The following is a 15,507-nucleotide window of genomic DNA, read 5'->3' as shown; positions in this document are numbered from 1 at the left end:
GAACCAATTTCAGCAACTATGCCTAAGATTTAAGCCCTAGGCCGAAGTGTATTCTAAGTTGTTGATCGTACCACATATTTAAGAATGGCGATTTCAATTGGGCTGAATTTGGCTAATTCAGCTGGGCCCTATTTGGCGATTTCAGACGGGCTCTAACACTGTCTAAATATATGGTACACCTTTCTCTTCTCCTCGTTCTTTATTCATGCTTCTGTATCATCTTTATGATGTTCATCTGTATCTCAAAATCCTTGCGGGAATTGACAGCGGTTGTATCCAGAATCAATCCGCAAAAGAAAGAAAGCAATGCCGTAATCATGAAAAATCCACTAGCGATAAAAGTAGGGAATCTGGGAACCAACCTTATCCGTATATACTCCATAAGAACCGGAATAAACAGGGTAATCCCACACAAGAGAAAAAGCAATGCAGCACTTCCGAAAAAAGCCATAGGTCTATAATGGCGATACATATTAAAAATTGTTAGTAAGACCCTGGCTCCGTCTGTATAAGTATTTAGTTTGCTTTTGCTTCCTGTTGGACGGTTTCGATATTGGACAGGGATACTTTCAATTAACAGGTTCTTATCCAGAGCATGAATGGTCATTTCCGTCTCAATTTCAAACCCTTGGGACAATATGGGGAATGTTTTAACAAACAGGGGGCTGAAAGCCCTATATCCTGTCATAACATCTTCGATCCGATTTTTGGGTTGCCATAAAATATTGATGAATTTTCGTACAAGTTCATTTCCAAAATTATGGAAGGGCCTCTTATTTTCATTAAAATACGTAGTGGACAGGCGATTCCCTATGACCATATCAGCCTTGCCCTCCAAAACAAGCTGACACATCTCCTGGGCATTCTCAGCAGGATACGTATCATCTCCATCTATCATCAGATAACAATCCGCATTGATATCGCGAAACATGGAACGAATCACATTGCCCTTTCCCTGACGATACTCAGGCCGGACAATTGCACCATTCTGCTCAGCGATGAGAGCCGTGTTATCCGTTGAATTATTATCATAGACATAGATGCACGCATCCGGCAGTGCATTATGATAATCAGATACCACTTTCCCAATTGTTCTGGCTTCGTTATAACATGGAATCAGTACGGCTATTTTCTTCATATAAAAATCCCCATTCCAAATCTATTCATTCATTTTCCATATTATAAAATCTTTATAGACGGACAAGCTGCTGCTGTTTAAATAATTCATTTTTTTTATCATATCTTCACCATTCGTAGTGATAATCAATTTTCCCTTTAAATCAGCAGTTAATTCGTTACTTTTGCGCAGTACATTTACCGTGACATTTTTTAATAAAAGATATTGCAGATCGATAGGCGCAACCCACCAATAATCCAATCGATTTATATCATGGTCTGGTGAATAAAAATATACCGTATGTTCATCAGGTGATAAATTTTCTACTACACCTTGCGAAACTTTCATCATAGTATCATACCGCATGTTTCTGACAGACCCATTCACTGTATTTAAAAAATTGCCAACCAAAAACATGGTACCCAGAAGAACATACGATACGGTGAGCACATTGTCCGACTTTCTTACTGTAATCAAAATGAGAAGTCCCGTAACAATAAAAAGCGAGCTGTAATAGTAAGAATAGGTATTCCCCACTTTAAAAAACAAGAAACCCACTTGATAATTTCTAATCCCATCGACTCCCTGATAGTACTGAATAACATTTTGAAACAATAAAATGATATACACAGTAACAACAAAGGATGAGAGCAATAATCTTGTTTTTTTATTATGCAAACAATCAATTACTGCCACCAAACCAAATGATACCATAACCGCACCCATTGATGCTTCGAAGTATCGGCTAAAAGTAGCAAACACCAGGCCTTGTTCATTTGAATTGGTGAAATACAGAACGCTCATCAGCAAAGACAAAACAGCCGCTGCTGAAGTGGTAAAATAAAATATCTTTTTCTTAAAGTCCTCTTTGTTCCGGAAGAATTCACACCATGAATATATCATACCTAAAATACTAAAGCCAAAAGTTGAAACAACTATATAATAAAGGTGGCCTTCCAGAATCCGAAGAAATTCCAAGATGCCTTTTGCAGAAAGCAAAGCTTTCAGTTTATATAAATTGCCAGATAGTAAATTTCCTCCATTTAGTAAATTTCCTCCCTGCCCTAAATAAAGGTACACGGAATCCAACAGGTAATATTTTAAATACAAATTACCTGCAAATAAAACACCGATCAATCCTAAAAATAACATCAGATTGTAATCGATTGTTTTTTTCTGACGCCAGACCCATCCAGCATTTAAAAGCAATGCCCCCATAACAGAAACTATGATTGGTACACTTCTTGTGTGTACTGCAAACATATAACCTAAAATCAAAGCTTCTAAAATATAATATCTACGTGAACCTTTCTCCAAAATAGCAATCAGTAAATAAAAAGAAAGGATTCCCAGCATCATTAACAAGCATTCTGGCTGGGTGGTTTCAGTATATAAGGTATAAGCAGGATATGCCATAGAAAGTAAAGCAAAGATAAAAGCCTGTTGTCGATGATTTGACGTAAAAACATACTTAGAAACAAGGATCTCATATAAAAAATAAAATGATACACAATTAAACAGTGCATTCAGAATCATTAAAGAACGGTAGATAAAAAGCGGCGAATCAAAAAAATACATAAAGACAGCAATGATAAAAGAATAACCGCCATTATAGTATAATGGATTCTTCAACGCTGACCAATCCATCCCTATATAGGCAGCTGCATTGGCCCAATACCCCATTTCATCTGGAGTGAAATAAAAGATATTGCACGTTGTCATCGTATATAGATGGAAACAAAATAAAAAAGCCATTGCCAGGAAAATACGTTTATTTTCACTTAAATTCAAAAATATTTGGTTCATCGTAAGACTCCTATATTGGGACAGAAATGTAATATATTGTCTTCTTTATTATACAGCATAATAAATTGATAGAAAAGGTGATCGTTTAAAATGTATGTATGGACAACAATTTAATGATACCATCTGCTCACGGCAAATACTTTTGACTAAAAAAGCAGACCAGGTGTTTTTGAAACCATTGATTGCACAAAAAGGCCGCCGGAAATTCCGGCGGTCTTTTCCATTTTAAAGCAGTCCGTGCAGTTTTCCCAGTTTCTGGATCTGTTCCAGGGAGTAATGGGTGATCCGGGAAATGGTTTCCATGGGGATTTTCTCTTTCAGCATGCCAAGAACGTTGGATTCGCGTTCCTCCTGCATTCCCTGTTGCATCCCTTGCTGCATCCCTTGCTGCATGCCTTGCTCCAATCCTTCTTTCAAACCTTCCTTCCGGCCTGCCTTCCTGCCTTCTTCTTCTGCTTCTTTCTGGCGCCTTCTGATTTCATCGCTTAAAATCATATATTCTCGCCTCACTTTATCCATGCTCTTCACAAGATGGACTTCCTGATCCAGACTTTCCACAAAATTCCCTTTTGCGGCTTTTCCGTCCACGTAACGGAGAAAAGCAGCAACGTCAGGATCAGCTGCATTTTCGCTGCCCTTACTGTTCAGAAACATTCTGGTCTCTTCGTCCTTTAATTTTACCCTGTTATCTTCCTGACAGCAATGGGTAAATGTGTAAATCGGCAGATTCCGATGAAACGGATCGAAAGTGCAAATAAAGATTACATAGGACGGGTTCAATTCTTCGTACGGCTTGCCCTTATCCAGCAGTTCCCCATCAATCAGGCTCTGATAAAAACGGCTGCGCTTGGCCAGGTCGTATTTGGGGGAGTTGGAGCACTGCATCTCGATATCGTAGACACGACCTTCCTCATCCTCCACATAGACATCCAAACGGACACTTTTGCCATCCAGCCGGAGGTCGATGGTCTTTTCGAAATCCTGGTAATGCAGAGAACGGACTTTGATTCCCACAATCTTTTCAATCAAATGGGTACAAAGCCGTTCATTGCGCATGACATGCTGGAAGAGAAAGTTGTCACGGATGGTTAGTTCATCAAAGGTTTTGATTCTTTCCATTAATCTGCCTCCTTGTGAAGTTGGTATAGAAATACCTTTCGACAGGAAACTGATAATTCCTTCCCAAGTGGAAAAATTGGGGCATGAATGGAACAAACTATTTTGAAAGAATGGAAATGAGAGGTTTTCTCATCGGGAGTACGATGAAAACCAGCCCCCGCACCCCACCGAACCTCCGACCGTGACGGCGTTGGGGTCATGGGTCCGCGTACTGATGGTTGGACGTGGTTGGCGTGGGGACGTGCAGGCGGGGCGCCGGGCCTGGGTCCCCTACGGTTCCAGAACGGATCTGTCGGCCCGGCCGTCCCTGCTCTTCACTCCTCACTCTGTACTCTTCACTCTGCACTGGTTTTCTCACCACAGGCTGTTGTCCACCAGCCGGGGTTTGACGGCCGGGGTACCGCTTCCGCCGCCACTACCGGGAAGAGAGAACTCTTCAAATGTGAAATCACCATGTGTTGCATTAAATTCTATCTCGTTGGCATAAATAGAACCATGGAATTGTTGCTTAGGTAGTACGTTCCCATGTTGGTCTTTTTCTTGTTTATCAAAATTAAACGGAGATAATGATGAGCCTGGCACATATAAACTACCTCGGAAGTCGTAAGTATTGGCATCAAATTGCACGTTCGTAATGGGATTCTTATTCCAATTATTTATTTCTTGATGGCCAAAATAACAGATTATTATAGGCCGCCTTATATTGCTTTGTAAAGAAATATGTAGAAGAGATAGATCATCATCAACATAAAGATATACAGGATCATTAGAATTCAAAGAATTATCACTAAGATTAATGTTCATATTTTGAACATTAGAGGCGAGCCTATACATAGACTGGCCATTGTCAGAAATTGTTATTGTATAGTTTTGATCATTTTCTGTTTTGGGAATATCTTTGAATGCATCTTTAACAGCTTGCTCACTAGCTGAAACCTGTTCATTATAATATTTTTCGGGATTGGAACCATTAGGAGCTACTCCTGCAGATGGATATTTATACATTCCTTGACTTATAGCGGTTTCTCTGGATTTCCCATATGCCTCTCTTGTGTACAACATATATCTTCCCTGATTGTTTTCTTTATAATAATTTCTCCAATCCCAAACAACAACATCTCCTTCAAAAGTAGCACCTCCAATCTTATCACTATTATTATTATTGTAAAAAGATCCGTCAAACCCTCTTCTTCCAAGTCCTACATTCACAAGATTCCCCAGCTTAATTCCCCCACCTCCACTGGTCCCTTCCTTCCCAATCAGCGCCACGGCAGTGGCCTTTACCAGGAACGTGGGCCGGTGAAGCCAGGCGGCGGTGGCCTGGATCAGGGGGATTTCTTCTTCCAGATGGACCCGGTAGTAGGATTTTTCTCCTTCGCTGCCGGTGACGGCTTTGGTTTTGGCCTGGAACTGCTGGAGATTGGGGCTGCTGGCCAGGTTGTGGCCCAGGTTGGCGGTTACGTACCGGTCGGCGAACAGGTCGGCATTGGGATGGGAATTGATGGTGTCCCCGTTGACGAAGTTGGCGGCTCCGGCCAGGGCGGCGGCGTCGGCAGCGTTCTGGAGCTTGGTGTGATAGGCCCAGATCCGGCCGATTTCGCTGACCAGGGCCACCAGCAGCAGGAACACGGGCAGCAGTACGGCAAAGAGCACCAGGAAGGCCCCTTTCTGTTTCCGGTTATGAGTAAAAGGCTTCATGGGAAGCGCCTCCTTCAAGGACAGGAAAATGAGATGTTACAACCCCCGGACCAGCATCAGGGCCAGGGCGGTGAGCATGAAATAGGGTCCATAGGCAAAGGAACTTTTCCGGTTCTTCTGCCCGGCCAGGAGCATCACCAGGGCGGACAGACCTCCCAGGACGGTGCCGGCGGCGGCAGTAAAGGCCAGGCTCTGGGGGCCCATCCACAGGCCCAGGGCGGCCAGGAGCTTGATGTCTCCCCCGCCCAGGGCACCCCGGGACAGGATTCCCAGCACCAGGAACACCAGTCCCCCAGCCAGGCCGGCCAGCAGGTGGCTCACCAGCATGTCGGGATAGGTGGCCAGCATCACCAGGGCGGCCAGGGCAAAGGGAAGCATCATGGAATCAAACAGGCAGTACTGTTCGAAATCCGTAACGGTCATCCACAGGAGAAAAGCGGTGAACACCAGCATGAGCACCAGAGGCAGACCGGAGGCAAGCTGCAGCAGCCGCAGTCCGCAGCCCAGGAACCCGATAAAAAGCAGGGGTTTCCGCCAGCGGCTGCGGGAGGCAATGGCGTCGGGGAAGGTAAGGATGGAAAGGTTCCGGCCATAGAGCCGGTCGATCCAGAAAGACCCGCCCCAGGCCACCCCCAGAGCAGCCAGGAGCAGCAGAAAGACAAAGAAAAGTGTCATGGCAGGTGTACGCTCCTTTTTAGTACTATTATACAGGAAAAGCGGTCAGCTGTCAGCTGTCAAGGGTTAAAGGAGACCATCTGCCGCAGGCAGATGGTTTTGAATGGAAACGCAGCTGACGCTGCTAACCCACCACCAGCCTAACGGCTGGTCCCCCGCCCTTGCAAAGGGCGGATAAAAACTCGGGACACAGGTCCCTCGTTTTGGGACACGCAGGTTCACAAGCCCTGGTACCATAAGCAATGGGCCGATTGCCCGAGCGTATATCCGCACCGAACCGTGGTCACTGCGAACACCGACAAGCAGCAATGGGCCGAAGGCCCGAGCATATATCCGCCCTTTTCAAGGGCGGGGGACCGTTGCGCCTGCGCAATGGTGGTGGGTTAGCAGCCCTGGCTGCGTTTCCCTTCAAGGGCGGGCGGCAGCCGGGCCTCCTTCTGCACAAGGGCTTCTGCCCGCCGTGCCTTTATCCGCCCTTTGCAAGGGCGGGGGGATCCATGCGCAGCATGGGTGGTGGGTTAGCAGCCCCAGGCTGCGTTTCTCTTCAAAGCCAGCGCAGCTGGCATCCGACCGCCGCTGACAAAAAAGAGGGGCCCTCGCCCCTCTTTTTTCACTCTCTATTCTTCTTTAACATACCCAGCAGCAGGGCACCCACTGCTGTCCCTACGGCCAAGGAGGCCAGGTACATGGGCCAGTTGTGGACTACGCCGAACACGAAGATGCCTCCGTGAGGGGCCGGGATGGTGCAGCCGAACACCATGGACAGGGCCCCGGCCACGGCGGAACCAATGGCACAGGCGGGAATCACCCGGGAGGGATCTTCCGCTGCAAAGGGGATGGCCCCTTCGGTGATGAAGCTGAGCCCCATGATGAAGTTGGTCACGGAAGAGTTCCGTTCCTGTGCCGTGAACTTCTTGGGGAACAGCCGGCAGGCCACGGCAATGGCCAGGGGCGGCACCATGCCCCCAATCATCACAGAGGCCATAAAGGGAGAGGACACGGCCTGTCCGTCAGCCCCGGCCAGGGAGGCAGTACCGAACACATAGGCGGCCTTGTTGAGAGGCCCGCCGAAGTCGATGCTCATCATACCCCCCAGCACCAGGCCCAGGAGTACTTTGCTGCCCCCGCTCATGGCGGTAAGGCCCCCGTTGACCCAGTGGTTCACCGCACCCATCACCGGGTTGATCAGGACCACCATCAGGGCCCCCATGATCATCAGCCCCAGCACCGGGTACAGCAGGATGGGTTTGATGTTTTCCAGGGATTCCGGCAGGAAGGCCAGGGCCTTCTTCAAAGCCAGGATCAGATACCCGGCGGCAAAGCCCCCCACCAGGGCGCCGAAGAAACCGCTGCCCCCGGCAGAAGCCATGGCCCCGGCCACGAACCCGGCCAGGAGCCCGGGACGGTCGGCGATGCTGGCGGCAATGAACCCGGCCAGCATGGGCATCATGAAGCTGAAAGCCAGGCCTCCCACGTTCTTGAAGAAGGCGGCCAGCGGGGTACTGGACCCGAACTGGGCGGTACCGGCGGCTCCCATGTCGAACAGGAAAGCCAGGGCGATGAGGATGCCCCCGCCGATGACGAAGGGCAGCATGTGGGATACCCCGTTCATCAGATGCTTGTAGGCCTTCCGGGCGCCGCTTTCTTCCGCCGCCGTTTCTCCGGCTGCTTCCCCGCCGGCTTCCCCCTGATAAATGGGAGCCTGACCGCTGAGGGCTTCGTCCAGCAGCTGGTCGGCCTTGTTGATGCCGTCGGCCACTTTCACGATCACCACCGGTTTCCCTTTGAACCGGTTCATGGGCACGTATTTGTCCGCGGCCACGATGATCCCGGTGGCCCCGGCAATGTCTTCCGCCGTCAGGGCGTTCTTCACCCCGCTCTGGCCGTTGGTTTCCACTTTAATGGAAATGCCCCGGCGGGAGGCGTGCTGTTCCAGGCTTTCGGCAGCCATGTAGGTGTGGGCGATGCCGGTGGGACAGGCAGTGACCGCCAGCACCTGGTACCCTTTGGGGGCTTCTTCCGGGGCAGGGGCTTCTTCCGCCGGCTGTTCTTCCCCGGCTTCTTCCGGGAACTTCTCTTTTTCTGCCTTGCCGATCAGTTCATAGAGGGCATCCACACTGTCCACAGCCATGATCCCGTCGATGAAATCCGGATCCATGAGCAGGGTGGACAGACGGCTGAGCACATCCAGATGCACATTGTCCTTGGTATCCGGTGCGGCGATCAGGAAGAACAGTTTGGCAGGCTGTCCGTCCAGGGAATCGAATTCCACCCCGTCACTGCAGCGCATAAAGGCCAGCCCCGGACGGGTGACCGCTGCCGTCTTGGCATGAGGAATGGCTACCCCTTCCCCAACCCCGGTGCTCCCTTCTTCTTCCCGGGCAAAGACCTTTTTCCGGTATTCTTCCGGATCGGCGATGTTCCCCTGTTTCACCATAAGCTGGATCAGTTTGTCCAGCGCTTCTGCCTTGCTGCCGGCGGAACCGTTCAGTTCCACACTTTCCCGTTTCAGTAGATCCGTGATCTGCATATCAATTCCCCTTTACCAGTTGTTCAATGGCTTCCTTTTCCGCCAGATGCATGGTGAACGCCGTGGCGCTGCCGGCGCAGATGCCCCAGTGGAGGGCTTCTTCACAGTTTTTGTTCCGCAGGTATCCTGCCAGGAAACCGGCCACCATGCTGTCGCCGGCTCCCACCGTGTTGACCATGGTCCCCTTGGGGGCCAGGTGACGGTGGACTTTCCCTGTTTCGTCTACCAGGAGGGCACCGTCGCCCCCCAGGCTGATGAGTACGTTCCGGGCTCCCTGCTGCTGGAGTTCCCGGGCCCCCTGGATCAAATCCTGCTCCGTGGGCAGTTTCCGGCCCAGCAGGTCTTCCAGTTCTTCCCCGTTGGGCTTTACCAGGAAGGGATGGGCCGAAAGAGCCCCGGCCAAGAGTTTGCCGGTGGCATCCGCCACACAGGGGATGTGCCGCTGCTCCATGGCCCGGGCAATGTCCCCGTAGAGAGAGGGGGCACAGCCGCTGGGTCCGCTGCCGGACAGGACCAGGATATCCTCGGACGTAAGCTCCCGGAGCTGGGCCTGGAGCCGGTCCAGGTCGGCGGAAGTGACTTCCGGCCCTTTGCCGTTAAGGGCGGTTTCTTCTCCGGCCCGGATCTTTACGTTGATCCGGGAAAAGCCGTTTGCCACAGGCAGCAGGCTGCAGGGAATGCCCCGCTCTTCCACCAGGCGCTGGATTTCGTCTCCGGTGAACCCGGCTTTAAAGCCCAGGATCCGGGTGGGGACCCCCAGGTTCTGGAGGATCCAGGACACGTTGATGCCCTTGCCCCCGGGGAAGATTTCCTCGGCCTGGTTCCGGTTGATGGCCCCCACCTGGAGGCGGGACAGGGTCACCACGTAGTCCAGGGAGGGATTGAAGGTGATGGTATAGATCATTTTGGATGGTGTTCCTTTCTGTGCAGGATGGAAAAGGGCACGTCGGGCCTTGGGGCCCTGGTGCAGAAGGAGGCCCGGCATCCGCCGGCCCCTGAAGGTAGACGCAGCCGGGTGGCTGCTAACCCACCACCAGCCTTGCGGCTGGTCCCCCGCCCTTGTAAAGGGCGGATATAGGGGACGCGGGTCTTTCGCTCTTGTACCTTACTATATTGCGTCTAAAATCAGCAGTGAAAAACACAACATGGTTTCAATTATTACGATGGACGCTAAGCGCCAGCCCGAGAGTATACCCGCCCTTTGCGTTGGCTGCTATACCCTCGTGGCTTCCGGACCCTTGTTTTTTTGCACAAGGATGCTTGCCCGTGTGCTTATATCCGCCCTTTGCGTTGGCTGCTATACCCTCGTGGCTTCCGGGCCTTGGTTTTTGCACAAGGGCGCTTGCCCGTGTGCTTATATCCGCCCTTTTCAAGGGCGGGGGACCGTTGCGCCTGCGCAATGGTGGTGGGTTAGGCGCCGCTTTTTGTTCGGCGCCGTTTCCTTTTTTCTTTTTTACAGGTCCCTGAAATTCTGGACCGTGATATTCTGCTCTTTTACCAGCTGGAGGATTTCCTGATCGGTTACAGCGTCCAGTTCCCCTTCGAAATCGTGGTCCCACTGGGTGGCGGGGATCAGGATGCCGTTGCTGGTGCCCGGGTGGAGCATCACTTCAGTGGTGCCTTCCTTCAGGTGGAGCAGGATGGTCCGGAGGGCTTTTTTGTCCACCGCTTCCCCGGCCACAAAGCCCCCGAAATGATCCGGAGTGCGGATTCCCTGGGCGTGGGCCTTCTTCCGGGCCCGTTCCGCCAGCACATGGAGACCGGTACGGCCCACCTGTTCTCCCAGGTTGGAGGGCCGGGTGGCCAGAAGGCTCACCGGGATGGCCGGGATCCGCACCGCCGGGATCCCATGGTCCAGGCACAGGTCCAGGATGATGTCGATGATCCCGGGAAGCACGTGCATGTGCTGATGGCTGTCGGCGTGGGTGGGCACCAGGCCCGTATCCAAAAACCGGTCCAGCTGAGCGGTGCATTCCCGCTGGACGTCCTGGAGCCGGATTTTGCCGGTCAGGAACCGTTTCACGAACGCACCATGGTCCGGGTACAGTTCCCCGGTGGCCGGGTCCACCAGGCTGGGGATGTCCGAGGCCGGCAGCACTGGTTTGGCGTTCACCAGGGTGAAATGGATGCCCAGGCCCAGGGCGGGAGTACGGCGGGCCAGGGCCACCGCCTCCTCAAACGCGGCGCCGGTGACCATTACCGTGGCCGACCGGATCAGTCCCTGTGCCACCCCCCGTTCCACCGCCCGGTTGATCAGGATATGACGGCCAAAATCATCAGCATTGACAATCAGTTGTTTGGACATGACAGAGATCCTTTCAAAGAAAAACAGCCAGGATTGGCTGGAACGAATGTTGTTGTGACTATTTATTATATCAGATGGGGCAGGAAATTTGTAGGGGATTCAGGAGTTAGGTGGTTAGGTGATTAGGTGGATGGTTGGGTGGCTGGTACCTCGTTGACATCCCCCACCCCTTTTGTTACACTGGACTTGCTCTTATTTGGAAAGGAGATTTTCCCATGAATCGTGCTTTGACTCCCCGGGCTATGGTTTTTATTGCAATACTGGGGGCTTTGTCTTCTCTTTTGATGGCTTTTGAGTTTCCCCTGCCGTTTGCCCCGGCGTACATGAAATTCGAGATTTCGGACCTGCCGGCTTTGTTTGCCGGATTCTTTATCGGGCCTCTGGCCGGGGGCCTGACGGAACTGCTGAAGATCCTTATCAAACTGGTGCTGGTGGGAAGCTCTACGGCTTTTGTGGGGGAAGGGATGAACCTGTTGTGTGCCCTGGCCTATGTGCTGCCCTCCACGGTGTTCTATCACCTGCACCGGACCCGCCAGGGTGCCATGACGGCACTGGTGGCCGGCAGCCTGGTGGCCAGTGTGTTCGCGGTTCTGGCCAACAGGTTCCTGGCCATCCCGCTGTACGTAAAGCTGTACAAAATCCCTCTGGAGGCGATCCTGAAAATGGCCAGTGCCACCAATCCCCTGGTCCACAGCCTGACGGATTTCCTGCTGCTGACGGTGCTGCCCTTCAACCTGCTGAAGTACGCGGTGGTGTCAGGGATTACGTATCTAATCTATAAGAAGGCCAGTCTGGCGCTGACGGAGATCATTAAAAAGTAAATAAGGGAAGCCCGTCATCTGCCGGGCTTTGAACGTGGACGCAGCCAGAAGGCTGCTAACCCACCACCAGCCTTGCGGCTGGTCCCCCGCCCTTGAAAAGGGCGGATATATGGCACGCGGGCTATCGCCCTGGTGCCCAAAAAGCAATGGGCGTCAGCCCGAGCGTGTATCCGCCCTGAAAAAGGTACTGATAAACAGCACCCGTTACTATCCTTATAAAAAGCAATGGGCCATAGGCCCAATCGTATATCCGCCCTTTGCAAGGGCGGGGGACCGTTGCGCTTGCGCAATGGTGGTGGGTTAGCAGCCCCCTGGCTGCGTTTCCCTTCAGAACCATCTGCCCCCGGCAGATGGTCTCCTTCGTCCGCTGACCGTCCCTGTATCCAGTATACATTTTCAAATGTCCTTTCAGCTGTCACAGAACCATGCTACAATAGATTGGTAAGGGATTCTATTACTGCCAAATCAAGGAGGTTCTGCCATGATTGAAAAAAACGCTGTAGGCATCGTCGGTGTTGGCCATGTGGGCGCCCATGTGGCTTATTCCCTGGGAATGATGGGGATCGCTGACGAGATTCTGCTCTGCGATATTGATGACAAAAAACTCACCAGCGAATGCAATGATCTGAACGATGCTGTCCCTTTCATGCCCAACCGGGTAACCTACCGGACCACGGACTATGCCGGTCTCAAGGACTGTGCCATTATTGTGATCGCCGTGGGGGATATTTCTCTGTGCCGGAACTTCAACCGGGACGATGAACTGAAAAACAGTGTGATCCAGGTGGCCCGGTTCATTCCCCGGATCATGGATGCCGGGTTCGATGGGATCTTTGTGAACATCACCAACCCCTGTGACCTGATCACCGGGGAAATCGCCAATCTGTCCGGTCTCCCCCGGTCCCAGGTGCTGGGTACAGGGACGCTTCTGGATTCGGCCCGGCTGCGCCACGCCATCAGCGATTTTACAGGGCTGGACAGCCGGAGCTTCAGCGCCTTTATGCTGGGTCAGCACGGGAATTCCCAGTTCGTCCCCTGGTCCCTGCTGAATTTTTCCGGGATGACCGTGGATCAGTATGAACAGCACACGGGACGGAAGTTCGACCGGGCCAAAATCCAGGAACAGGCCATCAAAGGAGGCTGGGTGACGGTCTCCGGCAAATGGTGCACGGAATACGGCATTGCCGGCGCGGCAGCCACCCTGGTGCGGACCATCCTCCGGGACGAAAAGCGGGTGCTCCCCTGCTCGGTGGAACTGGACGGGGAATACGGCCAGCAGGACCTGTTTATCGGCGTACCGGCGGTAATCGGCAAGGAAGGCGTGGAAAAGGTCCTGGACCTGCCCCTGACCCCGGAAGAACAAAAGCAGTTCCAAGCCTGTGCCGCCGCCATCCAGGAGAATGTGAGCAAGGCGTATGACATTATTTTGAAGGAAAAAGAAAAGGTGTGACCGCGGTCACACCTTTTCTTTTTCTCACGTTTTATCCAAAGAACACTGTAATCAGATCTTCCAGCGCCTTCTGGTCGGCGGCTCCCATGGTTTCCCGGGCGCTGTGCATGGCCAGAAGGGCCACACCGATATCCATGGTCCGGATGGGAGTCAGGGCCGATGCCATGGACCCCAGGGTGGATCCCCCTTTGATGTCGCTGCGGTTCACAAACAGCTGGCAGGGAATCCCGTTGGCGGCGCAGAGGCCTTTCACAATGGCCACCGCTTCCGCATCCCCGGCATACGCCTGGCTGCAGGCCTGTTTCAGCACCACACCCTGGCCCAGTTTGGGCTTGTTGGTGATGTCGCATTTGTCCGTATAGTTGGGATGGAGGGCATGGGCCACGTCCACGCTGAGCATGAACCCGTTGGCCATGTCTTCATACAGGGCTTCTTCCGTCAGGCCCAGTTTGGTGTAGATCCGGTGGAGCAGGTTGTTCAGCACCAGGGAATCGGCTCCCTGTTTGGTGTTGCTGCCCACTTCTTCGTTGTCAAACAGGCAGGCCACCCGCAGTCCTTCGGTGCCTTTACCGTTCATGATGCCCTTCAGGCAGCCCATGCAGGAAGTCAGGTTGTCCAGACGGCCGGAGGAGATGAATTCATCCTTCAGCCCGAAGGTGCAGCCTTCTTCCACCGGATAGGTGGACAGTTCAAAGGACAGGATATCTTCCGGTTTCACCTGGAGTTCCTTGGCCAGGAAGTTGGTGAAGAAGTGCTTGTCTTCCGGGTCCTCGCCCAGCATGGTGGCTAGGGGCAATACATCTTTCTGTTTGTTCCATTTGTAGCCGTCATTCACTTCCCGGTTCATGTGGATGGCCAGGCTGGACATGCTCAAAAGCGGCCGTTTGAAATCCACCAGATGGGTCCGGGGCTTGAAGGGATCGGCGGTCCGGGTGACGATTTTCCCGGCCAGGGACAGAGGCCGGTCCATCCAGGTGGATACGATCATGCCGCCGTAGCCTTCCACGTTCAGGGTGCCATAGCCCTGGGTATCCACTTCCGCCGCCGGTTTCAGCCTGAAGCAGGGAAAATCCGTATGGGCGGCTGCAATCTTCAGCCCCCGGGATCCTGCTTTACCGGTACGGAAGGCAAACAGGGATGAATCGAAGCATGTGACAAAGTACTTGCTGTCCGGGGCCAGGGTCCAGTCCCCGCCCAGGGGGAGTTCAACAAAGCCGTCTGCCAGCAGCAGGTCACGGCTGGCCGCCACCGTATGGTACGGAGACGTGCTCTTTTGGATCAGGTTCAGTAAATCTTTCGTAGTTTGATTCATTTCGACACCTCCTGTTGACATTGTATCATAAGGTACAAAATTGTTCAAAAACTTTTTTATTTAACTAGCCAGATAATACCGCTGCATGATATAATGGAACCATCTTTTGTAAAGGAGGCTTTCCAATGGCTGAAAAAGAAAAAACACTCAACAATGGAAGCAACAAAGTTTTATCCTGGCAAGCGCTGGGCCTGATGACCTTTACCTCCGTGTGGGGGTTCGGGAACATCGTCAACGGCTATGCCAACCAGGGTCTCAAGGCCGTAGTGTCCTGGATCCTCATGTTCGCCCTGTACTTCATCCCTTATGTGCTCATGGTCGGTGAAATGGGTTCCACCTTCAAGAACAGCGCCGGAGGCGTATCCTCCTGGATCCGGTCCACTTCGGGCGCCAAGCTGGCCTACTTCGCCGGGTGGACCTACTGGATCGTCCACATGCCCTACCTGGCCCAGAAACCCCAGAACATGCTCATCGCCTTTGGCTGGGCCTTTTTCCAGAACGGATCCCTGACGAAAATGATTTCGCCCCTGGTCCTGCAATGCATCGCTTGCACTTGTCAACAAAAATTGGACACAAAACTAAAAAAATCAGGCATAAAAAACGAATCGATGTACAAGATTCATCAACTTTTCTGACATCCTTCAAGCTTGTTAGACAAACCATGCCATCGATAA

The 15,507-nt window shown here is 52.1% G+C and carries 11 protein-coding genes and 1 pseudogene; 3 read left to right on the top strand and 9 right to left on the bottom strand.

Annotation, left to right across the window (positions count from 1 at the left end; genetic code table 11):
- Window positions 1–199: 199 nt before the first annotated feature.
- The 8 genes from FX155_RS11250 to FX155_RS11215 all read right to left on the bottom strand — a co-directional run bounded on the left by FX155_RS11250 (window position 200) and on the right by FX155_RS11215 (window position 11,250).
- Complete coding sequence (locus FX155_RS11250) at window positions 200–1,138, bottom strand: glycosyltransferase (protein ID WP_154488779.1); 939 nt, start codon at window positions 1,136–1,138, stop codon at window positions 200–202.
- Window positions 1,139–1,159: 21 nt separating this feature from the next.
- Window positions 1,160–2,923, bottom strand: a complete 1,764-nt coding sequence (locus FX155_RS11245) for a glycosyltransferase family 39 protein (RefSeq protein ID WP_154488777.1) — start codon at window positions 2,921–2,923, stop codon at window positions 1,160–1,162.
- A gap of 225 nt (window positions 2,924–3,148) precedes the next feature.
- Window positions 3,149–4,042 carry an Rpn family recombination-promoting nuclease/putative transposase gene (locus FX155_RS11240; protein ID WP_154488780.1) on the bottom strand — a complete coding sequence of 298 codons (894 nt, stop codon included), beginning with the start codon at window positions 4,040–4,042 and terminating at the stop codon, window positions 3,149–3,151.
- 354 nt (window positions 4,043–4,396) lie between these two features.
- Window positions 4,397–5,740: a pilus assembly protein TadG-related protein gene (locus FX155_RS11235; RefSeq protein WP_154488776.1), complete on the bottom strand. Its 1,344-nt coding sequence runs from the start codon at window positions 5,738–5,740 to the stop codon at window positions 4,397–4,399.
- 36 nt (window positions 5,741–5,776) lie between these two features.
- Window positions 5,777–6,415 carry a prepilin peptidase gene (locus tag FX155_RS11230; protein WP_154488774.1) on the bottom strand — a complete coding sequence of 213 codons (639 nt, stop codon included), beginning with the start codon at window positions 6,413–6,415 and terminating at the stop codon, window positions 5,777–5,779.
- 610 nt (window positions 6,416–7,025) lie between these two features.
- Entirely contained in the window at window positions 7,026–8,945 is a 1,920-nt protein-coding gene (locus FX155_RS11225; RefSeq protein ID WP_022487627.1) for a PTS fructose transporter subunit IIABC, read from the bottom strand.
- 1 nt (window position 8,946) lies between these two features.
- Complete coding sequence (gene pfkB, locus FX155_RS11220) at window positions 8,947–9,849, bottom strand: 1-phosphofructokinase (protein WP_154488773.1); 903 nt, start codon at window positions 9,847–9,849, stop codon at window positions 8,947–8,949.
- 549 nt (window positions 9,850–10,398) lie between these two features.
- Entirely contained in the window at window positions 10,399–11,250 is an 852-nt protein-coding gene (locus FX155_RS11215; RefSeq protein ID WP_154488771.1) for a ChbG/HpnK family deacetylase, read from the bottom strand.
- A 215-nt stretch (window positions 11,251–11,465) separates the two neighbouring features.
- Here FX155_RS11215 and FX155_RS11210 point away from each other — a divergent pair, with 215 nt between their 5' ends.
- Both FX155_RS11210 and FX155_RS11205 read left to right on the top strand, forming a co-directional pair.
- Complete coding sequence (locus tag FX155_RS11210; protein ID WP_154488769.1) at window positions 11,466–12,071, top strand: ECF transporter S component; 606 nt, start codon at window positions 11,466–11,468, stop codon at window positions 12,069–12,071.
- Window positions 12,072–12,552: 481 nt separating this feature from the next.
- On the top strand, window positions 12,553–13,521 hold the full coding sequence (locus FX155_RS11205) for a lactate/malate family dehydrogenase (protein WP_022487515.1): 969 nt from the start codon (window positions 12,553–12,555) through the stop codon (window positions 13,519–13,521).
- 31 nt (window positions 13,522–13,552) lie between these two features.
- Here the strand turns inward: FX155_RS11205 and FX155_RS11200 are convergent, their stop codons facing one another.
- Window positions 13,553–14,833: a M18 family aminopeptidase gene (locus tag FX155_RS11200; protein ID WP_154488767.1), complete on the bottom strand. Its 1,281-nt coding sequence runs from the start codon at window positions 14,831–14,833 to the stop codon at window positions 13,553–13,555.
- Window positions 14,834–14,958: 125 nt separating this feature from the next.
- Between FX155_RS11200 and FX155_RS11195 the strand changes: the two are divergent.
- Window positions 14,959–15,378, top strand: a pseudogene (locus tag FX155_RS11195) (amino acid permease); the annotation flags it as partial.
- Window positions 15,379–15,507 lie beyond the last annotated feature (129 nt).

Source organism: Acidaminococcus fermentans, assembly GCF_009696675.1.
GTDB lineage: Bacteria > Bacillota > Negativicutes > Acidaminococcales > Acidaminococcaceae > Acidaminococcus.
Note: the sequence above shows the minus strand (reverse complement) of the source record. Positions and strands in the feature narration are given on the sequence as shown.